This is a genomic window from Deferrisoma camini S3R1, from assembly GCF_000526155.1.
GTDB lineage: Bacteria > Desulfobacterota > Deferrisomatia > Deferrisomatales > Deferrisomataceae > Deferrisoma > Deferrisoma camini.
Genome location: NZ_JAFN01000001.1, coordinates 1464631 through 1486343, shown reverse-complemented (window position 1 = coordinate 1486343; position 21713 = coordinate 1464631). Strand labels below are relative to the sequence as shown.

Below are 21713 nucleotides of genomic sequence, written 5' to 3'. Positions count from 1 at the left end.
GTGCTACGCCGCCTGGGGCGAGGGCAGGCCCTTGATGGCCTCCCAGGCCTTGTCCAGCTCCTCGGGCGGCAGCTCGTACTCCTCGAGCTTCTTCCCGAAGTAGGCGTCGTAGGCCGACATATCGAAGTGGCCGTGGCCGGAGAGCAGGAACAGGATCGTCTTCTCCTTGCCCTCCTCCTTGGCCTTCAGGGCCTCGTTGATGGCGCCCCGGATGGCGTGGCTCGACTCGGGCGCCGGCACGATGCCCTCGGCCCGGGCGAACATGACCGCCGCGTCGAAGCACTCCACCTGGTGGAACGCCTCGGCCCGGATGAGCTCGTCGTTCAAGAGCTGGCTGACCAGGGGGGCCATGCCGTGGTAGCGCAGCCCGCCGGCGTGGATGCCCGGGGGCACGAAGGTGTGGCCGAGGGTGTGCATGGGCAGCAGCGGGGTCATGCCCACCGTGTCGCCGAAGTCGTAGTGGAAGTGGCCCCGGGTCATGGTGGGGCAGGCCGTGGGCTCGCAGCCCACCACGTCGATCTCACGGCCGTGGATCTTGTCGTACAGGAACGGGAACGTCAGGCCCGCGAAGTTGGAGCCGCCTCCGCAGCAACCCAGGATCACGTCCGGGTAGTCGCCGGCCAGCTCCATCTGCTTCTTGGCCTCGAGCCCCACCACGGTCTGGTGCAGCAGCACGTGGTTGAGCACCGAGCCCAGGGCGTACTTGGTGTCCTCGCGGCTGGCCGCGTCCTCCACGGCCTCGGAGATGGCGATGCCCAGGGATCCGGTGCTGTTCGGGTCCTCGGCCAGGATCTTCCGGCCGGCCTCGGTCTCGTTCGAGGGGCTGGGGATCACGCTGGCGCCCCAGGTCTCCATGAGCACGCGCCGGTAGGGCTTCTGCTCGTAGGAGATCCTCACCATGTACACCTTGGCCTCGATGCCGAAGAAGTTGCAGGCCAGGGACAAGGCGCTGCCCCACTGGCCGGCGCCGGTCTCGGTGGCGATGCGCTTCACGCCCTCCTTCTTGTTGTAGTAGGCCTGGGCCACGCTGGTGTTGGGCTTGTGGCTGCCGGCCGGGCTGGTGCCCTCGTACTTGTAGTAGATCTTGGCCGGGGTCCCCAGGGCCTCCTCCAGCCGCCGGGCCCGGAACAGGGGGGTGGGCCGCCACAGCCGGAGGATCTGGAGCACCTCCTCCGGGATGTCGATCCACCGCTGGGTGCTCACCTCCTGCTCGATCAGGGCCATGGGGAACAGGGGGGCCAGGTCGTCCGGCCCGACCGGCTGCCCGGTGCCCGGGTGCAGGGGCGGCTTCATGGGGTTCGGCATGTCCGCTGCGATGTTGTACCACTGCTTGGGGATCTCCGACTCGGGAAGCGTGTACTTGATCTGCGACATGCTCCTACCTCCTTTCTTGGGGTGAGGGTCAACGAAGCCGCTGGAGCTGCTGGGCCACCCGTAGCAGGCTCTCGGCGGTGTGAGCCGGGTAGAATCCGTCCAGGAACGGCAGGGCCGCGGCCATGCCCCGGCACAGGGGCTGGTAGTCGGGGTCGCCCTTCAGGGGGTTGAGCCACAGGATCCGCCATGCCCGGGACCGTAGCCGCCCCAGCTCCCGGGTGAGCAGGTCCGGATCGCCCCGGTCCCACCCGTCGCTGAACACCACGACCACCAGGCCCCGGCGGGGGCCGGCCGCGTCCAGGGAGCGGTTGAGCTCGGCCAGGCTCCTGCCGATCAGGGTGCCGCCCGACCAGCCCCGGGTCTGCTCCCCCACCCGGGCCACGGCCCGGGTGGCATCCCGGTCGCGCAGGGCATCGGTCAGGTCGAACAGTCGGGTCGAGAACCCGAACACCCGCACCCCCCGATCCCGCCGGGCCAGCCCGTGGGCCATCAGCAGGAAAAACCGGTTGTACACGTCCATGGACCCGGACACGTCGCCCAGGAGCACCAGGTTGCGCTTGCGCAGCCGGGGCTCCCGCCGGGTGAGCCGGACGATCTCGCCGCCGTAGCGCAGGCTCTGCCGGAACACCCTGCGGAACTCGATGGACCGGCCCCGGTACGCCGGCCGGTGCCGTCGCCCGGGGCGGCTCGCGAGCTTGTGCAGCAGGGCCAGGAACGCGGCCCGAACCCGGGGCTCCTCCTCGGGGGTGACGTGCCGCAGGTCCTTGCGCAGCAGCATCTCCCGGTCCGAGGCTCCGCCCTCGGCGTCGGAGAGGAGGGAAGACTCGCCCTCGCCGCCGGCCGAGCCCTGGCCCGGGCGGGCCGACGGACGTTCGCACGGCGGTTGCGGGGGGGGCTCCTCCGGCAGGGAGCCGGACTCCCAGTAGGCGTGGAACAGGCGGTCGAAGACCGGGATCTGGTCGGGGGAGGAGACGAGCAGGGCCCGCAGGGCCCAGTACACGCTGCGGGGATCGCCCACCCCCAGCAGGCTGAGGGCGCGGCACGCGTCCACGGCCGCGGCCGGGTGGGCCGGCAGGCCGGAGCGCTTGCACAGCCGGGCAAAGGCGAGGACGTGGCCTGCCATGCCGGCGTCAGGAGGTGGGCTGTGGGGTCGGGTCATGGAGTCAAGAGGGTGTTCGTCTCATCGTCTCGTTCTCCTCCCAATGATCCACGAACTCAAAAAATGGAAACAACTTTGGGCCTTCGGCCCGCTAGGCAGCTAGGCGGCGGGCGGCTTCGGTTCCCAGCGTACTCGCTCCCCCTCGCCTGTGGGAGCGGCCTCCAGGCCGCGACAACTCCCCGACGGGCCTCGCGGCCCGGGATCGCGACCGGGAGGTCGCTCCTACCCACGGTGGCCCTGGGCAATCTGCCGGGCCCGGCGCCCTCCAGCCTCACAGCTTCCCAGCCTCCTAGCTTTCTCGCCTTCCCTAACACATCGCCGCCTTGACCTGGCGCAGGTACTCGGCCCGTTTCTCGTGGTCGCCCCACACCGCGTTGCGGAACAGCAGGATGTCCTGCTGGTTCTTGAAGATGCACCCCATCGTGGCCTCCACCACCTCCTCGTCGAGGGCGTGGCGGTTCAGGGCCAGCAGGGCCGCGGCCCAGTCCAGGGTCTCGGCCACCCCGGGCCGCTTCAGGAACTCCTCGGTGCGGATCCTCTCCACGAACCGGCACACCTGGGCCGCGAGATCGTCCTCGATGTCCGGCAGGTGGGCCTTGACGATGGCGTACTCCTTGTCGAAGTCCGGGTAGTCGATCCAGTGGTACAGGCACCGGCGCTTCAGGGCGTCGTGCACCTCGCGGGTGCGGTTGGAGGTCAAGATCACCAGCGGCTTCACCGCCGCCCGGATCGTGCCCAGCTCGGGGATCGTCACCTGAAACTCGTCGAGCACCTCCAGCAGAAACGCCTCGAACTCCTCGTCGGCCCGGTCCAGCTCGTCGATCAGGAGCACGGCCGGCCGGGGGCCGGGGTGGCGCAGGGCCTGGAGGATGGGCCGTTGGATCAGGAACTCCTCGCTGAAGATGGTGCGGGCGATCTGGGACCGCTCGCCGCAGGTCTCCTGCAGCTTGATCTCCAGGATCTGGCGCGGGTAGTTCCACTCGTACAGGGCCGTGGAGGCGTCGAGCCCCTCGTAGCACTGGAGCCGGATCAGGGGCGTGTCGAGGGCCCGGGCCAGGACCACGGCGAGCCGGGTCTTGCCCACGCCGGGCTCCCCCTCCAGGAACAGGGGCTTCCCCAGCGCCTGGCTCAGGTACAGGATGGTGCCCAGGGCCCGGTCGGCCACGTACTGCTCCCGACCCAGACGCTCGACGATGGAATCGACAGACGAGAACATGTTCAGCGTTCCGGATACCCTTCGAACTCCCCATCCAGGATCTCGACCAGGGTGCCGTTCATCCGGGCCGGGGGCAGGATGAAGGCGTAGCGGTTGCCCATGAGCTCCCGGGGCTTGCGGTCGATCAGGGGGTACCCCTTGGACTCGAGCTCCCGGAGGCCCTCCTCCACGTCGTCCACCCGGTACGAGATCAGGAAGAACCCCTCGCCGCGCTTCTCGAGGAACCGCCCCACGTCGCTGTCCGGATCGGTGGGCTCCATCAGCTCCACGGCCACCTCGCCCAGGTAGTACCGGGCCACCCGGATCTTCTCGGACTCGGCGGTGTACACGCCGTCGGGCTCCAGGCCCAGCACGTCCCGGTACCGGGCCACGGCCTCGTCCAGGTTGCGCACCGCGAAACAGATGTGGTCGATGGACTTCGCTTTCATGTCGGTCCTTTTGGATGGAAGGCTAAGAAGCCGTAAATCGTAAATCGTGAATCGTAGCGGGGCGGCCGGCCCGTCACCCGTCACGGATCACTGTCCCATTTTCGTCGGCGGGGTGGGGGTCTGGTGGAGCGCCGGGTGCGGCCCCTTAGCTCGCCGCGCCCTCCGAACGTCCGGATCGCCTCCGCATCCCAAGAGTTCCGCTATCGTGGCCTGGACCGACGGGCAAGCGGCGGCATGAGAAGGCGCGGCGATCGGATGCCGCACTCGCGCCCGGCCGGAACCAGGCCCCCACCCCGTACCCTGGCAATACGTTTGCACGTCTTAGTGACCTCGTCACCCGTCACGGATCACCCGTCACGGCCCTTTTCTCGATCGCCTCGAGCACCCGGTCGGGGGTGTGGGGGAACTCCCGGATGTGGGTGCCGATGGCGTTGGCAATGGCGTTGGAGTAGGCCTGGGCCGTGCACATGGAGATGGACAACCCGCCCTCCTTGGCCCCGAACGGCCCGAACGGATCCTCGGACTCGACGATGAAGGGGTGGATGGGCGGCATGTCGGGCGCGAGCGGCACCTTGTACCCCAGGAAGTCGGGGTTCAGGTTGGCTCCCTCGTGCCACTTGCAGGCCTCCAGCAGGATGCCGCCGTGGCCCCCCATGGCGAGGCCGCCCTCCATTTGGCCCTCCACCTCCTTGGGGTTGATGGCCTTCCCGCAGTCGTGGGCCACCCAGGCGTCGAGCACCCGGACGAACCCGGTCTCCGGGTCCACCTCCACCTCCACCACGGCGCTGCCGTAGCTGAACGCGGCCGCGAGCTGCCCCGTGGGGTTCTTGATCCACTCGCGGGTCTGGTCCACGTTGGGGCCGAAGCTGCCGTGGCCGATGACGTTCTTGCCTTTGAGCAGCCCCATGCGGATCACGTTGCGCAGCGGCACGGCCCGGGACGGGGAGCCCCGCACGTACACCTTGCCGTCCTCCAGCTCCAGGTCCTCCGCGGCCGCCTCCAGCATGTCCGAGGCGATCTCGAAGATCTGGCGCCGGGCGTCCTCGCAGGCCAGGCGCACGGCGTTGCCGCTGCACAACGTGGTGGCCTGGGAGTAGGCGCCCTGGTCGATGGGGGTGACCTCGGTGTCCGAGGCCACCAGCTGGATCGCGTCGGGGGCCACGCCCAGGGCCTCGGCCGCGATCTGCAGCACCACGTTCTCGTTGCCCTGGCCGTTGTCCACCACCCCGGAGATCACGGTCACCCCCGCGTCCTCGTCGAACTTCACCATGGCCGCGGATCCGCCCCGGATGCCCATGGGGAACCCGCTCATCACGCTCACGCAGCCGATCCCGATGCCGCGCCACTTGGGCAGCTTCCCCCACTTCTCCCGGAACCGGCTGGCCTCGGCCACGGCCTCGATGGTGGCCAGGCTGTCCATCTTGAAGATCTTGCTCTGGGTCGGGGTGGTGTCGCCGGTGCGCACCGCGTTGCGCCGGCGGATCTCCACCGGGTCCAGCCCCAGGGCGGCGGCCGCCAGGTCGAGCTGCATGTCCACGTTGCAGGCCCAGGCCCGGCCGTGGGTCCGGATCATGCCCCGGATCGGCTTGTTGGTGTACACCCGGTACCCGTTGTACCGCACGTTGGGCACCCGGTAGGTCTGCTCGAAGCACAGGAACGGCACGCTCGTGGCGATGGGGCCGGTGGACGAGTACGCCCCGCCGTCCATGTAGGCGGTGACGTCCACGGCGTGAAGGGTGCCGTCCCGCTTGAACCCAAAGGTGCTCTCCACCACCATGGAGTGGCCCTGGCGCACCGCGATGGAGTTCTCCTCGCGGGTGTACACGAGCTTCACCGGCCGCTGGGTCATCTGGGAGAGCCGCGCCGCGATGTACTCCCCGGGGAACATGTCGCTGCGGCCCCCGAAGGCGCCACCCACGAACACGTGGCGCACGTGCACCTTGGACACCGGCAGCCCCAGCGCGTTGGCGAGCCCCTTGGCCTTGGTGTGGGGGCTCGCGTTGGGCATCCACACCTCCACTGTGCCCTGGCGGTCGCAGTGGGCCAGCACCGCGTAGGGCTCGGTCATGAAGTAGCTCTCTTCCTCCGAGACCGTGCGCTCGGTGTGGACGTAGTCGCACTCGTCGAAGGCCCGGTCCACGTCGCCCACGTGGATCGGCACGTGGATGTTGATGTTGCGCTCGGCGTGGTCGTGGATCCGGGGGGCGTCGTCCGCAACGGCCGACAGCGGGTCGAACACGGCCGGCAGGATCTCGTACTCCACCTCGATGAGCTCCAGGGCCTCCCGGGCGATGTCCTCGGACTCGGCGGCCACGGCCGCCACCTCCTCGCCCACGTACCGCACCTTCTCACGGGCCAGGAACTCCTGGTCCCGGGTGTAGCGGAACACGCCCCACTTGACCCCGGAGGTGTCCCGGGCGGTGAGCACCGCCTTGACCCCGGGCAGCCGCTCGGCCCGGCTGGTGTCGAGCCGGACGATGCGCGCATGGGGGTAGGGACTTCGCAGCACGGCCGCGTGGAGCATGAACGGCAGGGAGAGGTCTGCGGTGAACCGGGCCTCGCCGGTGGCCTTGAGCCGCGCGTCCCTCCTCGGAAGGCTCTGTCCGATGTAGCGACTCACGCCTCCACCTCCTCGCCAGAGAGCCGGTGGGCGGCCAGCTTCACGGCCTCCACGATCTTGGTGTAGCCGGTGCACCGGCACACCTGGCCGCCCAGCGCCTCGCGGATCCGGGCCTCGTCCGGGTCGGGCTCCTCGTCCAGCAGCGCCTTGGCCGCGAGGATCATGCCGGGGGTGCAGAACCCGCACTGGACCCCGTGGGCGTCCACGAACGCCTCCTGGATCGGGTGCAGGGCCCCGGGCTCCCGGTCGGCCACGGTGTCGGCCAGCCCCTCCACGGTGAGGATGCTCGCCCCCTGGGCCTCCACCGCCAGGGTGAGGCACGCGCGCACGGGCCGGCCGTCCATGAGCACGGTGCAGGTGCCGCAGGCGCCCAGGCCGCACCCCTCCTTGGCGCCCGTGAGCCCCAGCTCCTCCCGCAGGACCTCCAGCAGGGTCCGGCGGGGCTCCACCAGGAGCTCGTGACGGGTTCCGTTGACCTCGAGCTCGACCACCATCTTTTTTGGCGCACTCTTCCGCGCTTCGCTCATCAGGACTCCTCCCCGGCCGCCCGGGTCCACGCCCGCAGGGCGGCCCGCCGAACCAGCACCCCTGCCATCTTCCGGCGGTAGGCCGGGGTCAGGTCGGTGTTCTTCACGGGCCGGGCCGCGGCCACGGCCGCCTCCGCAGCCTCGGCCAGGGCGCGGGGATCCAGCTCCGTGCCCTCCAGCGCGGCCTCGGCCTCGGGCACCCGTAGGGGGCTGGTGCCCAGGCCCCCCAGCACCACCCGGGCCCGGGCGCAGCCTCCGTCCCGGCGCTCCAGGTACACCGCGGCCGAGGCGGCTGCAAAGTCCAAGGCGCGGCGCATCCTCAGCTTCTCGTAGGCCGCGCCCGCCCCGGGGGGGGGCAGGGGAACGCGGAGCCGCAGCAGGAGCTCTGCGGAGCTCAGGGTGTGGGGCCGCCTTCCGTCGCCCGAGAACAGCCCCTCCACCGGCACCTCCCGGCTTCCGTCGGGCCCGGCGATCTCCGCCTGGGCCCCGCAGGCGATCAGGACCGGGGGCAGATCGGCCTGGCTCACGGCGTGGCAGTCGCTCCCCCCGGGCACCACGTGGCACCGGTCGCCCCCGGCCTTGAGGCAGGCCGGCCGGCCGCTTCGCCAGAACGCGGACTGGTTGAAGAACCAGCACCGGGTGTCCAGGCAGACGTTCCCGCCCACCGTGGCGCGGCTCTGGAGGGGCGGGGCGGCCACGGCCCGGACCGCTTCGGCCACCACGCCCAATGCGCCGGGCCAGGCCCACCGCATCAGATCCCACAGGGAGGTTCCCGCGCCCACCGTGATCGCGGAGTCCGATCGCTCGATGCCGGAGAGGCCGAGCCCGGCCAGGCTCACGAGGTCGGCCTCCTTGTGGTGGCCGTGCTTCATGGCCACCAGCAGATCGGTGCCCCCGGCCAGCGGCCGGGCGTGGGGAGCGGTCGCCAGGATCTGGAGCGCCTCGGCCACGGAACCGGGGCGGTGAACGGCGAAATGGGGCAGGCGAAGCATCGTACGCTCCAAAATAAAACGATCTAGCAGAAAAACAGAACACCGAGTTGAAACCCGGTGCGGCGCAACTTAGCAGGACGGAATCGTGAGTGTCAAGGTCGGGGCGGGCGAATTCTGCCGTCTGGAGGCGCCGGCGGGGTTGACAGGCGGGAGGTTCCGGAGTAATGTGCGCGCACACAGCGCATATCGCAAACGGCGGTTTGATAATTTTCAAACATGCCGGTGCAAAAATCAAACGACCCCGCCAACTGTTCCGGCTGCGAGTCGCGATTCCGGGAGGAGCCGATGAACCCCTTGCAAGACCTGACCGTTCTGAGCCTGGAGCAGGCCACCGTGCTGCCCTACCTCACCTACCGGCTCGCCATGGACGGGCTTCGGGTGATCCGGGTGGAGCCCCCGGGCCGCGGCGACCCGAACCGGCGGGTGGGGGACCCGTTCCGCCCGGAGGAGCCCCTGATGTCGAGCTACTTCTTCGCCATCAACGCGGGCAAGGAGGCGATCACTCTGAACCTGAAGGACCCCAAGGGGCAGAAGCTGCTCCACGACCTGATCGCGGAGCTGCCGGTGGACGTGTTCGCCACGAACCAGCTGCCCAAGAACTACGAGCCCCTGGGCATCGACTACGACACCCTCCGGAAGATCCGGCCCGATCTGATCTGGGTGGGGATCACCGGGTTCGGGCCCGACTCCAACGAGGCGGCCTACGACCCCATCCTTCAGGCCCGGGGGGGGCTGATGGACCTGACCGGCGAGCCGGACGGCCCCCCCGAGGTGGTGGGGATCCCCCTGCCCGACATGGGCACGAGCGAGCACGCCTACGGCCAGATCATGAAGGCCCTGTACCGCCGGGCCGTGACCGGCGAAGGGGCCCGGATCGACGTGGCCATGATCGACTCCACCGTGAGCTGGCTGACCCAGCCGATCACCATGGCCAAGACCTTTGGGAAGGTGATGACCCGCCGGGGCAACACCCACGAGTTCTTCGCCCCGGTCAGCGTGTACCCCACCCGGGACGGGTACGTGTACCTGGCGGTGGGCAACGACCTGCAGTGGCAGCGGCTGGTGGCCCTGCCGGGGTTCGAGGGGCTGGCCGACCCTGCGTACGAGACCAACGCCGGCCGGATCGCGGACGTGGGCCGGCTGAACGAGCGGATCGCCGAGGTCACGAGAGCCCTCGGCACCGAAGATCTCCTGGGCCTGCTGCGGCAGGCCCGGATCCCGGGGTCGAGGGTCCAGACCGTGCCGGAGGTGTGCGAGGACCCCGCGGTGAAGCCGAAGCTCCTGCGCACCCGGGACCCCCAGACCGGGTTCGAGGTCTGCCTGGCGCCGCCGCCGGTGCCCACCGAGTTCCTGAGGGAGAGGGGGGGGGAGCTGTCGTTCCCGCCCCGCCTGGGCGAGCACAACGCCAAGGTCTACGGCGAGGCCCTCGGGTTGTCCGAGGACGCGCTCGCCCGGCTCACGGACGAGGGGGTGGTGTAGAGCCGTGCCACGCGAGCTCCCACGGGGGCCTAGGGGTGGATCCGCGGGTTCCGTCTCGGAGGAGGGGCAAGGGGCCCGCCTCCGGCCGGGCGCGAAGCCGGGCGTTGAGATTCGCCGCGCAGGCACAAGACAGGAGAGTTGGTTCCGTTACAGCTCGGTGGAATCCATACCATTTCGTGGCCCGGATACCGGAGGCGCTGCGCGGCGAGCTAAGGGGCCGCGCCCGGCTCTCCGGCAGGCCCCTTGCTCCCGACCAGGGGAATGAGCGCGTCGCTGGTCTCAGGTAGCTTCCCAGCTTTCTAGCTTTCCAGCCGAACGAGGCATGCCCATGGATTTCCGACTCACCGAGGAACAGCAGTTTTTCCGACAGGCCGTGGCCGACACCGTGGATCGGCTGATCCTCCCGCGGGTGGAGGAGATCGACCAGGAGGACCGGATCCCGGAGGACCTGTGGCGGGAGTTCACCTCGCTCGGGTACCTGGGCCTGCGCTACCCCGAGGAGCTGGGGGGCATGAACGCCGACCCGGTGACCTGCATGATCTTCTACGAGGAGATCACCCGGGGGTCGGTGGGGTTCGCCCAGGCCGTGATCATGAACATGCTGATGGGCACCCACTTCCTGTACCGGTTCGGGTCCGAGGCGATCCGCGAGCGGTGCCTGCTGCCCGCGCTCCGGGGCGAGAAGATCGCCACCATCTGCTTCACCGAGGACCAGTCCGGGTCGGACCTGGCCGCCACCCGCACCACCGCGAAAAAGGTGGACGGCGGCTGGGTGCTCAACGGAACCAAGAACTGGATCACCAACGGGCCCACGGCCGACTTCGCCACGGTGCTGGCCACCACCGACCCGGCCAAGGGGATGAAGGGCCTGAACTTCTTCCTGGTGGAGAAGGGAACCCCGGGGTTCCGGTCGGGCCAGGTGCTCCACAAGCTGGGGGCCCGGGGCCCGGTGACCGGGGAGCTGGTGTTCGAGGACGTGTTCGTGCCCGACGAGAACCTCCTGGGCGAGGAGGAGGGCAAGGGCGTGGCGTACCTGGGCGAGATCCTGAACGAGGTGCGGTGCATGACCGGGGCCATGGCCCTGGGGATCGCGCGCACCGCGTTTGCGGACGGCTTGGAGTACGCCCGCAAGCGCGAGGCGTTCGGCCGGCCGATCGGCGACTACCAGCTGATCCGGGCCAAGTTCGCGGAGATGGCCACCGAGATGGAGGCGGCCCGGCTGCTGGTCTACTACGCGGCCTGGATGATCGGCGAGGGCCTGAACCCCCGCAAGGAGGCCGCCATGGCCAAGATGTTCGCCACCGAGACCTGCCTGAAGGTGGTGGACGAGGTGACCCGCATCTACGGTGGCAACGGGTTCGCCACGGAGTACGGGCCCCAGCGCTACTTCCGGGACGCCCGGTTCCTGCTCTACGGCGGCGGCACCCACGAGGTGCTTAAGAACTTCATCGGCCGGGAGATCGTGAAGGGACGGTGATCGGGGCTGGGGCCTTCGGCCCGCTAGTGTAGCGTTTCCGAAATCCCGTGGTTTTCCCAGGGGGTGGGGCTGGGGGCCCCTCCTTCGCTGAACGGCCTCGCAGGGGCCGCCTCGGCGCGGTCCGCTGCGGCGCGTGAGGGCACGCGCCGCGGCCGCTCCCCTGGCGCCGGGCGGCCCGGGCTGCTCGGCCGTCGCGCTTCGTCGGAGCCCCCAGCCCCACCGACGCAATCCGCATACGTTTTTGCGAAACGGAGCACTAGAAGGCTGGAAGGCTAGAAAGCTGGGAGGCCGGGAGGCTGGAGGGCGCCGGGGCCGGCGGCTTGCCCGGGGCCGCCGTGAGTAGGAGCGACCTCCCGGTCGCGATCCCGGGCCGGAAGGCCCGTCGAGGAGCTGGAGGCCGCTTCCACAGGTAAGGGGGAGCGAGGGCCCCGGCAGACGAAGCCGCCCGGCCGCCTAGCAGCCCGGCCGCCGAGCTACGAAAAAGGAGTCGTCATGAACATCGCCGTGCTCGTGAAAGAGGTCCCCGATCTGGAGGCGCGGGTCCAGGTGACCGGCGACGGCTCGGGGCTCGAGGTGGAGCCCAAGCGGGTCCTGAACTTCTTCGACGAGATCGCGGTCGAGGCCGCCCTGCAGCTCAAGCAGGCCGCCGGCGGGCGGGTGGTGGCGGTGGGCACGGGGCTCGAGGCCCTGCGCCGGGCCCTGGCCATGGGCGCGGACGCGGCCGTGCGGCTGGAGGACCCGGCCCTCGAAGGGGCGGATCCCCTTACCGTGGCCCGGGCCCTTGCGGCGGCCGTGGCCAAGGAGGGGTTCGACCTGGTCCTGGCCGGAAAGCAGGGCACCGACACCGAGGCCGGCCTGGTCGGGCCGATGGTGGCCGAGGTGCTGGGCGTGCCCTGCGTGACCGGGGTGGTGGGATGCCAGGCGGAGGACGGGAGCCTGGTGGTGACGCGGGAGGCCGACGGCCGGGAGACCCTCCGGGTGCCCCTGCCCGCCCTGCTCACCGCGGAGAAGGGGTGGTACGAGCCCCGGGTGCCCCAGGTGATGGGCCTGATGAAGGCGATGCGGGCCCAGATCCCGGCCGTGTCCCTGGCCGATCTGGGGGTGGAGGCGGTGGAACCTTTGCCGTCCCAGGGCTTCCAGGGGCCGCGCAGCCGGCCCGAGGTCCGCATGATCCAGGGCGAGCCCGAGGAGGCCGCGGCCGAGTTGGTGCGGCTCCTGAGGGACGAGGCGAGGGTGATTTAGGCTGGGAGGAGGTTCCCATGCAGATCTGGGTGGTGTGCGAGGCAGAAGGCGAGGGGCTGCGGCGGGCGGTCCGCGAGCTCGCGGCCCAGGCCCGGCGGGTGGGGGGCGAAGGTGCAGAGGTCACGGCCGTGGCCGTGGGCGACGAGGCAGGGCCGGCCGAGGCCCTACAGGGAACGGTACACCGGCTGCTCAAGGTGGAGGGGCCTGCCGGCTACGCCGCAGATCCCTGGGTGGACGCCCTGGCCCGGGTGCTGGGCGACCAGGCCCCGGACCTGGTCCTGTGGCCTGAGGGGCCGCGCACCCGTGACGTGCTGCCCCGGGTGGCGGCCCGGCTCGGATGGAACGCGGTCACCAACGCCCTGGCGCTGGAGGCCGGAGACGGAGGGCTGCGGCTCCTGCGGCCGGTGTGCGGGGGCAAGGCCTACCAGTGGCTCGGCCTGACCGGCCGCCGGGTACTGGCGGCGTTTCGGCCCAACAGCTTCGATCCGGAAACGCCGGCCGACCTGACGACCCGGGTGGAGACCGTGTCCGTGGAGCCGGCGGCTCAGAGGGCCGAGGTGCTGGAGCGGACCGGCCGGGAGTCGGAACGGGTGCCCCTGACCGAGGCCCAGGTGGTGGTGAGCGGAGGCCGGGGCCTGAAGGGGCCGGAGAACCTGAGGCTCCTGGAGGAGCTCGCCGACGCCCTGGGTGGGGCCGTGGGAGTGAGCCGGGCCGTGGTGGACGCCGGCTGGGCCGACCACGCGATCCAGGTGGGCAAATCGGGCAAGACCGTGTCGCCGGCCCTGTACGTGGCTGCCGGCATCTCCGGCGCGGTGCACCACACCATGGGCATGGACACCTCCAAGGTGGTGGTGGCCATCAACAGCGACCCCAACGCCCCGATCTTCCGCTACGCGGACTACGGCATCGTGGGCGACGCGCTCCAAGTGCTGCCCGCCCTGACCCGGGCGATCCGGGAGGCCCGGACGTGACAGCACCCCTCAACCGGGCGCGCTCCCCTTTCCGGCTTTCTCGCCTTCCAGCCTTCCAGCCGCAGGAGGCGTGCCCATGAAGATGGATGCCGTGATCGTGGGCGCGGGCTTGGCCGGGCTGGCCGCGGCCGAACGGCTGGCCGAGGCCGGGCTCCAGGTGGTGGTGCTGGAGCGGGGCGACGGGCCCGGCACCAAGAACGTGACCGGCGGCCGGATGTACGTGGGGCCCATCCGCGACGTGGTGGAGCGGTGGCAGGACGCCCCGTGGGAGCGGGCCGTGACCCGCGAGGCCTGGACCCTGGTGGACGGCGACCGGGCCGTGCGGATGGAGTACATCGACCCGGCCCTCGGCGGTGAGGTGCCCCAGAGCTACACCGTGCTCCGGGGCCGGCTCGACGCCTGGCTTGGCGAGCGGGTCATGGGCATGGGGGCGTTCGTGATCCCGGAGAAGCCCGTGGCCGAGCTGCTGCGCGAGGACGGACGGGTGGCCGGGGTCCGGGTGGACGGCGAGGAGATCCCGGCCCACGTGGTGATCGGGTGCGACGGCGTGCTCTCGTTCGTGGGCCAGGCCGCCGGCCTCCGGCAGGTGCCCGAGCCCAAGGCCGTGGCCGTGGGCGTGAAGGAGGTGATCGGGCTTCCGCCGGGCACCATCGAGGACCGGTTCAACCTGGAGCCGGGCGAAGGGGCGGCGGAGCTGTTCGTGGGCTCGTTCACGGGCGGCCGGATGGGCGGGGGGTTCGTGTACACGAACCGCGACTCGGTGTCGGTGGGCGTGGTGATGGGGGTGCACGATCTCATGGAGGACGGCGGTCGGGAAAAGGCCCCCGAGATCCTCGAGGCGTTCAAGCGCCACCCGCGGGTCCGAAGGCTCCTCCAAGGTGGGGAGCTCCTGGAGTACTCGGCCCACCTGATCCCCGAGACCGGCCTGGGGGGGGTGGGGCGGATCCTGGACGACGGCATCCTGCTGGCGGGCGACGCCGCGGGGCTGGCCCTGAACATGGGGTACACGGTGCGGGGCATGGAGTTTGCCGTGGCGAGCGGCCGCATGGCGGCCGAGGCCGTGCTGGAGGCCCGGGAGGCGGACGACTACTCGGCGGTGGGGCTGTCGGGGTACCTGCGGCGGCTGCGCCAGAGCTTCGTGTGGAGGTACCTGGAGGCCTACCGGGACATGCCGGCGCTCCTGTCCAACCCCGACCTGTTCGACCGGTACCCCAGGGAGGTGGCCGAGCTGGTGGGCCGGCTGGTCCGGCTGGGAAAGGACGCGCCCGAGCCCCTCGGTTCCCTGGTATGGGGATTCCTCCGGCGAACCGCCCTCAACCGCCGGGACGCCCGGTTCTGGTGGAAGGCACGGGGGCTGGGACGTTGGGACGTTGGGACGTTAGGACGTTAGGACGGGAGGACGTTTGGTGCCACCGACGACCGGAGACCGAAGACCGGAGACCGACGACCCAACCATTCACGATTGACGATTCACGATTCACGAGCCCCCCATGACCGTCGACGAAAAGCTCACGAAGAACGCGTTCCGGCACGACGAGCAGAGCCACATTCAGATCGACGCCGAGGTGTGCCGGGCCCGGTGCCGCGAGCGCTACTGCGTGCGGGTCTGCCCGGCCGCCCTGTACGAGTGGAACGAGGAGTCGGACCGGATGACGGTGGAGTTCGCGGGGTGCCTGGAGTGCGGCACCTGCCTCGTGGCGTGCCGCGAAGGGGCTCTCACCTGGCGGTACCCCCGGGGGGGATACGGGGTGAGGTACCGGTACGGTTAGGACGTTCGGACGTGCGAACGCGCGGACGTCGCGACGCGAAGACACACCCACGGTCTGGACGGAGAACGACGAACGACCAGCGACCTGCGACGAACGACGAAAGACCAAAAACCGCTCTGTAGGAGACCCGACCATGGCGCGAAAGATCAAGGTGCTGGTTGCGAAGCCCGGGCTGGACGGCCACGACCGGGGGGCCAAGGTGGTGGCCCACGCGCTCCAGGAGGCCGGGATGGAGGTGATCTACACGGGGCTCCACCAAAGCGTGGAGGCGATCGTGCAGACCGCCATCCAGGAGGACGTGGACGTGATCGGGCTGTCCGTCATGACCGGCGGCCACCTGCCGATCTGCCGCAAGCTGACCGCTCTGCTCAAGGAGAAGGGCGCTCAGGACAAGGTGGTGATCGTGGGAGGCGTGATCCCCAAGAAGGACTTCGAAGCCCTTCGGGCGCTGGGAGTGGAGGGCATCTTCCCCGGGGGCACCCCCCTGGACGAGACCGTGCGGTTCATCCAGGAGCGGTGCGGTGCGTAGTGTGGTGTTTCGGAAATTTCGCGGGGTTCCCAGGGGGGCTGGGGGCTCCGACGAAGCGCGACGGCCGAGCAGCCAGGGCCGCCCGGCGCCAGGGGAGCGGCCGCGGCGCGTGCTCTCACGCGCCGCAGCGGACCGCGCCGAGGCGGCCCCTGCGAGGCCGTTCAGCGAAGGAGGGGCCCCTAGCCCCACCCCCTCGGGGAATGCACGAACTTGCTGAGCATGACACCAGCCGCCACATGTGAAGGTCCGGCAGCAGGCCGGAGACAAAGGGCTTCCTAGCCTTCCAGCCTTCCAGCTTTCCAGCCTACCAAACGGAGGCCCCATGGACGTTGCGAAGTACATCCGAGACGAAAAGGACGTGATCCTGGACGTGATCCTGCCCTCCGGGATCCACGTGAAGCCCAAGTACGGGCCCGAGGACCTGGAGGCGATCGGGTTCGACTACCAGAAGGACCTGGGGGAGCCCGGGCAGTTCCCGTTCACCCGGAACATCTTCCCCCAGGGGTACCGGACCCGCGAGTGGACGACCCGCCAGTACACGGGGTTCGGCACGCCCAGGGAGACCAACGAGCGGTTCAAGCTGATGATCTCCCACGGCCAGACGGGCCTGAACGTGGCCTTCGATCTGCCCACCCAGATGGGCCTCGACTCGGATCACCCCATGGCCGAGGGCGAGGTGGGCCGGGTGGGCATGGCCGTGGACAGCCTGCGGGACTTCGAGATCGCCTTCGACGGCATCGACCTGCACCGGGTGGGCGCGGGGCTCACGATCAACGCCGTGGCCTCGGTGATGCTGGCCATGTACCAGGCGGTGGGCGAGAAGCTGGGGTTCGACCGCACCAAGATCTCGGCCACCCCCCAGAACGACATCCTCAAGGAGGTGATCGGCCGGGGCGCCTGGATCTACCCCCTGGAGCCGGCGATCCGGCTGATCGGGGACACCATCGAGTACTCGATCAAGGCGATGCCCCGCACCAACCCGGTGAGCGTGTGCGGCTACCACATCCGGGAGTCGGGAGCCACCCCGGCCCAGGAGATGGCCTACGCCTTCCTGATCGCCAACGCCTACATCGACGAGGTGGTGCGGCGGGGGTACGAGCCCGACGAGTTCGTGGGCCGGTTCAGCTTCAACTTCAACATCTTCGGCAACCTCTGGGAGCAGGTCGCAAAGTTCCGGGCGGGGCGGAAGGTGTGGGCCACGAACCTGAAGGAGAAGTACAAGGTCAAGAACCCCCGGAACCTGTGGCTGCGGGGCCTGTTCGCCGGCGGCGGGTCGGGGCTCACCAAGGCCGAGCCCGAGAACAACATCATCCGGGGCGCCTACTACGCCCTCGCCGCCGCCCTGTCGGGGGCCCAGACCACGGCCCTGTGCTCGTTCGACGAGGCGTTCACCATCCCCACGCCCCGGGCCGCACTGCTGAGCCTCCGGACCTGCCAGATCCTGATGGAGGAGGTGGGGCTGCGCGACACGGTGGACCCCCTGGCCGGATCGTACTTCGTCGAGACCCTCACCAAGCAGATGGAGGAGAAGATCTGGGAGGAGATGGAGGAGATCGAGTCCAAGGGCGGGATCGTGGAGTGCGTGAGCAACGGCTACGTGCACCGCAAGCTGGCCCGCCAGGCCTACGAGTTCGAGCGCGCCCTGGAGCGCGGCGAGATCGTGAAGGTGGGGGTGAACAAGTACGCCACCGAGGAGGAGCAGGAGGTCGAGCTCCACGAGTACAACGAGGCCTGGGCCGAGGAGAAGATCCGGGAGCTCAAGGAGCTCAAGCGCTCCCGGCCGGCCGATCCGGTGCTCCAGAGCCTCCGGGAGCTGGAGCGGGTGGCCCGGTCGGGCGAGAACGTGATGCCCGCCCTGGTGGAGTGCTGCCGGGCCTACTGCACCGTGGGCGAGATGGCCGACGTGTTCCGCGAGGTGTTCGGCACCTTCCAGGAGCCGAGGATCTTTTGAAGGGGCCGTGAATCGTAAATCGTGAATCGTTGATCGTTCCCGGCCGACGAACCGCTACGGCCTTCCGGCTGTCCAGCCGTCAAGGAGCTTTTCTCATGACGTACAAGATCGGGATCGACGTGGGAGGGACGTTCACCGACTTCCTGCTCACCGAGGAGGACGGGACCAGCCACATCTACAAGGTGCTGTCCACGCCCAAGGACCCGTCCATCGCCACGATCCAGGGGATCGAGGAGATGGCCCGGGACCGGGGGCTCACGACCGAGGAGTTCCTGGGCCAGGTGAGCACCATCGTCCACGGCACCACGGTCACCACCAACGCCACCCTCACCTACACCGGGGCCAAGACCGGGCTCCTCACCACCAAGGGGTTCCGGGACGCCCTGGAGATGCGCCGGGGCATCCGGGAGGAGCAGTACAACAACCGCTTCCCCAACGCCCGGCCCGTGGTGGAGCGGTACCTGCGGCTGCCGGTGGCCGAGCGGGTGGACTACAAGGGGGACGTGGTCGAGCCCCTGGACGAGGGGTCGGTGCGGGCCGCCCTGGCCGAGTTCCGCAACGAGGGGGTCGAGGCGGTGGCGATCTGCTTCATGAACGCGTTCGCCAACCCGGCCCACGAGCGGCGCGCGGCCGAGATCGTGCGCGACGAGCTGCCCGGGGCGTTCCTGTCGGTGTCCACCGAGGTGGTCCCGGCGATCCGGTTCTACGACCGGGTCTCCACCACGGCGCTGAACGCCTACGTGGGCCCGGTGCTCACCCGGTATCTCCAAAGCCTGATCCGCAAGCTGGAGGGCCTTAGGTACCAGGGCATCCTCCTGATCATGGCGTCGAACGGCGGGGTGATCTCCCCCGAGGCGGCCATGGACAAGCCCGCCACCACGCTGCTCTCCGGCCCGGCGGGCGGGCCGGTGGCCGGGCTCGCTTTCGTCCGGGGCCAGGGGTACGAGGACTGCATCACCTGCGACATGGGCGGCACCAGCTTCGACGTGGCCCTGGTCAAGGACGGCAAGCCCCTGACCACCACCGAGGGCTCGATCAACCGGCTTCGGATCAGCCTGCCCATGCTCAACGTGGTGACCATCGGGGCGGGCGGCGGGTCCATCGGCTGGATCGACGAGGGGGGGCTGCTGCGGATGGGGCCCCAGAGCGCCGGCGCCGACCCGGGGCCTGCGTGTTACGGCCGGGGGGGGGAGCTTCCCACCTGTACCGACGCGGACCTGGTGCTGGGCTATCTGGATCCGGCGTTCTTCGCCGGGGGGCGGATGCCCCTGGACCTGGAGGCGGCCCGGCGGGCCATCGACGAGCACGTGGCCCGGAAGCTGGGGTACACGGTGGAGGAGGCGGCCGCGGGCATGTACGACGTGATCAACGTGAGCATGGCCGCGGCCGTACGGGAGATCGCGGTGAACAACGGGTACGACCCGCGCGACTTCCCCCTGGTCACGGCCGGCGGGGCCGGGCCCAACCACGCCTGCATGATCGCCCTGGAGTTGGGGATCCCGGTGATCCTGGTGCCCCGGGAGAGCTCGATCTTCTGCGCGGCCGGCATGCTGCGCTCGGACCTCAAGCACGACTTCGTGCGCAGCTACCCCGCCCGGCTCGACGAGTTCGACCGCGACCGGTTCCGGGCCCTGTGCCGGGAGATGCGCGACGAGGGAGTCCGGCAGCTCGCCGCGGAGGGCATCCCCGAGGACCGGGTGGAGACCCACGTGGTGCTGGACCTGCGCTACGTGCGCCAGTACCACGAGGTGAGCGTGGAGGTGCCGTGGGACGAGGCGTTGGCCGCCGACCCCGAGGCGTTCGCGGCGCGGTTCCACCCCCAGCACGACGCCCTGTACGGGTACAACCTGGCCGAGAAGGGCACCCCGGTGGAGCTGATCAACGTGCGCGTCACCACCGTGGGCCGCACCGACAAGCCCCGGCTGGCCCCCGAGCCCCTGGCCGGGGAGGACCCGTCCCCCGCGTTCAAACGCAGCCGGTCGGCGTACCTGCCCCGGGAAAAGCGGTTCGCCGACGTACCGGTGTACGACGGCATGAAGCTGCGGCACGGCAACCGCATCGCCGGCCCGGCCATCATCGAGCAGGTGAACACCACCACCTTCGTGACCCCCGAGTTCTCGGTGGTGGTGGACCCCCTGGGCACCTACACCCTGTACCTCAAGGAACGGGAAGACGAGATCCTCCGGAGGGTTCTGGGATGAGCGAGATCCGAATCGACAAGGTGCTGGTGTCGATCCTGCAGCGGCGCCTGAAGAGCATCACGGAAGAGATGAGCATCGCGATGACCCGGACCACCCGGAGTCCGATCCTGTGCGAGGCCAAGGACTTCGTCACCGGGCTGTACGACGCCAAGGGCAACATGCTGGAGCAGACCGAGAACCTGCCCATCCTGGCCTTCAGCCTGGCGCCGGTGTGCAAGTACATCATCGAGTACTTCGGCGACGACATCCATCCGGGCGACGTCATCTTCCACAACGACGTGTTCAGCATGGGCAACCAGAACAACGACGTGGCCGTGTACAAGCCCATCTTCTTCGAGGGCGAGCTGGTGGCGTGGGCCGCGTGCAAGGGCCACCAGGCCGACATCGGCGGCGCCGTGCAGGGCGGGTACAACCCCCAGGCCACCGAGGTGTGGCAGGAGGCCCTGCGGATCCCGCCGGTCAAGGTGATCGAGCGGGGCAAGCTGCGAAAGGACGTGTGGGACCTCATTTTCGCCAACATCCGGCTCGACATCGTCGAGGAGGACATGCGGGCCGAGATCGGCTCGTGCGTGGTGGGCGAGCGGGGGGTTTTGAAGATCCTGGAGCGGTACGGCCGCGAGGTGTTCGAGGCCCACAAGGAGTACCTGTTCGACGCCACCGAGCAGATGATGCGCCAGGAGATCCGCACCATCCCCGACGGCGTGTACCGGGGCGAGGCCACGGCCTACTACGACGGGAAGAACCCCGGGTCCGAGTACACGATCCGGGTCACGATCACGGTCAAGGACGGGGAGATCCACTTCGACTACACCGGAACCGACCCCCAGACCCCCGGGTTCGTGAACGGCACGTTCACCTCGAGCGCCTCGGCCACGATCCTGACGTTCCTGCAGATGGTGAACCCCAACATGCCCCACAACGAGGGCATGGTCCGGCCGATCCAGATCACGATCCCGGGCGGCACGATCCTGAACGCGGCCTACCCCGCGGCCACCACCTACGGGAACCACCTGTGCCCCAACAACGCCGACGCCATCATGCGGGCCCTGGGCCCGGTGATCCCCGAGCGGGTCACGGCCGAGTGGAACGAGCTGCTGTGCAGCTTGTCCACCGGCAGCGATCCCCGCAAGGGCGGCGAGCCGTTCGTGGACATCTTCTTCATGGGCATGAAAGGAGGGTCCGGCGGCATCTACGGGTGCGACGGGTACGACCACATCGGCATGATCGACGCCTCGGGCGGGGTGCTCGACCAGGACTACGAGATGTTCGAGCAACAGACCCCACACCGCCTCGTCCGCCACGAGTACTGGTGCGACTCGGCAGGGGCCGGCCGGTGGCGGGGCGGCCTGGGGGTGGAGACCGAGTTCGTCATGGGCGGCGAGAACGTGAAGGTGGTGACCTTCGGCGACGGCGACGTGGAGCCCGCCAGGGGCGCGGTGGGGGGCAAGGACGGCACCCTGAACGTGATCAAGCTCCGGTACCCGGACGGCCGGTGGTACACCTGCACCAGCAAGGACCTGGTGGAGAACGTGCCGGCCGGCACCGTGTACTTCCAGCAGGCCGGGGGCGGCGGGGGCTGGGGCGACCCCAGGGAGCGGGACCCGGCCAAGGTGCTCCGGGACGTGCGAAACGGCGTGGTCTCCCTGGAGAAGGCCCGGGAGGACTACGGCGTGGCCATCGACCCGGCCACCTGGACCGTGGACGAGGCCGAGACGGAGAGGCTGCGCTCCGGAGAGGCAGAAACCAGAGACTAGAGACTAGAGACTGGAAACTAGAGA

Annotated in this window: 17 protein-coding genes; 10 read left to right on the top strand and 7 right to left on the bottom strand. The window is 69.7% G+C overall.

The window, feature by feature from the left end:
- Positions 1–3 precede the first annotated feature (3 nt).
- The 7 genes from DEFCA_RS0106495 to DEFCA_RS0106465 all read right to left on the bottom strand — a co-directional run bounded on the left by DEFCA_RS0106495 (position 4) and on the right by DEFCA_RS0106465 (position 8316).
- Positions 4–1374 carry a TrpB-like pyridoxal phosphate-dependent enzyme gene (locus DEFCA_RS0106495; protein WP_025322223.1) on the bottom strand — a complete coding sequence of 457 codons (1371 nt, stop codon included), beginning with the start codon at positions 1372–1374 and terminating at the stop codon, positions 4–6.
- Positions 1375–1402: 28 nt separating this feature from the next.
- On the bottom strand, positions 1403–2497 hold the full coding sequence (locus DEFCA_RS0106490; protein ID WP_025322222.1) for a vWA domain-containing protein: 1095 nt from the start codon (positions 2495–2497) through the stop codon (positions 1403–1405).
- 343 nt (positions 2498–2840) lie between these two features.
- Positions 2841–3749, bottom strand: coding sequence for an AAA family ATPase (locus DEFCA_RS0106485; protein WP_025322221.1), 909 nt, complete (start codon positions 3747–3749; stop codon positions 2841–2843).
- 2 nt (positions 3750–3751) lie between these two features.
- The gene (locus DEFCA_RS0106480; protein WP_025322220.1) at positions 3752–4177 is read right to left on the bottom strand and encodes a VOC family protein; all 426 of its coding nucleotides are present in this window, start codon (positions 4175–4177) and stop codon (positions 3752–3754) included.
- Between the two features lie 340 nt (positions 4178–4517).
- Positions 4518–6797, bottom strand: coding sequence for a xanthine dehydrogenase family protein molybdopterin-binding subunit (locus DEFCA_RS0106475; RefSeq protein WP_025322219.1), 2280 nt, complete (start codon positions 6795–6797; stop codon positions 4518–4520).
- Positions 6794–7324 carry a (2Fe-2S)-binding protein gene (locus DEFCA_RS0106470; protein ID WP_025322218.1) on the bottom strand — a complete coding sequence of 177 codons (531 nt, stop codon included), beginning with the start codon at positions 7322–7324 and terminating at the stop codon, positions 6794–6796. The genes DEFCA_RS0106475 and DEFCA_RS0106470 overlap by 4 nt, the downstream gene beginning before the upstream one ends.
- Positions 7324–8316, bottom strand: coding sequence for an FAD binding domain-containing protein (locus DEFCA_RS0106465; protein WP_025322217.1), 993 nt, complete (start codon positions 8314–8316; stop codon positions 7324–7326). Before DEFCA_RS0106465 ends, DEFCA_RS0106470 begins: the two co-directional genes overlap by 1 nt.
- Before the next feature lie 285 nt (positions 8317–8601).
- On the opposite strand from DEFCA_RS0106465, the gene DEFCA_RS0106460 reads away from it, so the two are divergent.
- The 10 genes from DEFCA_RS0106460 to DEFCA_RS0106415 all read left to right on the top strand — a co-directional run bounded on the left by DEFCA_RS0106460 (position 8602) and on the right by DEFCA_RS0106415 (position 21689).
- Positions 8602–9795: a CaiB/BaiF CoA transferase family protein gene (locus DEFCA_RS0106460; RefSeq protein ID WP_029733687.1), complete on the top strand. Its 1194-nt coding sequence runs from the start codon at positions 8602–8604 to the stop codon at positions 9793–9795.
- A 328-nt stretch (positions 9796–10123) separates the two neighbouring features.
- A complete protein-coding gene (locus DEFCA_RS0106455) occupies positions 10124–11272 on the top strand; it encodes an acyl-CoA dehydrogenase family protein (RefSeq protein ID WP_025322215.1) in 1149 nt (382 codons plus the stop codon).
- A 492-nt stretch (positions 11273–11764) separates the two neighbouring features.
- Complete coding sequence (locus tag DEFCA_RS0106450) at positions 11765–12514, top strand: electron transfer flavoprotein subunit beta/FixA family protein (protein ID WP_025322214.1); 750 nt, start codon at positions 11765–11767, stop codon at positions 12512–12514.
- A 17-nt stretch (positions 12515–12531) separates the two neighbouring features.
- Complete coding sequence (locus tag DEFCA_RS23060; protein ID WP_025322213.1) at positions 12532–13485, top strand: electron transfer flavoprotein subunit alpha/FixB family protein; 954 nt, start codon at positions 12532–12534, stop codon at positions 13483–13485.
- Between the two features lie 76 nt (positions 13486–13561).
- Positions 13562–14875: an FAD-dependent oxidoreductase gene (locus DEFCA_RS0106440; RefSeq protein WP_025322212.1), complete on the top strand. Its 1314-nt coding sequence runs from the start codon at positions 13562–13564 to the stop codon at positions 14873–14875.
- Between the two features lie 100 nt (positions 14876–14975).
- A complete protein-coding gene (locus tag DEFCA_RS0106435; RefSeq protein ID WP_025322211.1) occupies positions 14976–15254 on the top strand; it encodes a ferredoxin family protein in 279 nt (92 codons plus the stop codon).
- A 133-nt stretch (positions 15255–15387) separates the two neighbouring features.
- On the top strand, positions 15388–15783 hold the full coding sequence (locus DEFCA_RS0106430) for a cobalamin B12-binding domain-containing protein (protein WP_025322210.1): 396 nt from the start codon (positions 15388–15390) through the stop codon (positions 15781–15783).
- Between the two features lie 322 nt (positions 15784–16105).
- Positions 16106–17734, top strand: a complete 1629-nt coding sequence (locus DEFCA_RS0106425; protein ID WP_025322209.1) for an acyl-CoA mutase large subunit family protein — start codon at positions 16106–16108, stop codon at positions 17732–17734.
- 95 nt (positions 17735–17829) lie between these two features.
- Positions 17830–19935: a hydantoinase/oxoprolinase family protein gene (locus tag DEFCA_RS0106420; protein WP_025322208.1), complete on the top strand. Its 2106-nt coding sequence runs from the start codon at positions 17830–17832 to the stop codon at positions 19933–19935.
- Positions 19932–21689: a hydantoinase B/oxoprolinase family protein gene (locus DEFCA_RS0106415; RefSeq protein WP_025322207.1), complete on the top strand. Its 1758-nt coding sequence runs from the start codon at positions 19932–19934 to the stop codon at positions 21687–21689. The genes DEFCA_RS0106420 and DEFCA_RS0106415 overlap by 4 nt, the downstream gene beginning before the upstream one ends.
- Positions 21690–21713 lie beyond the last annotated feature (24 nt).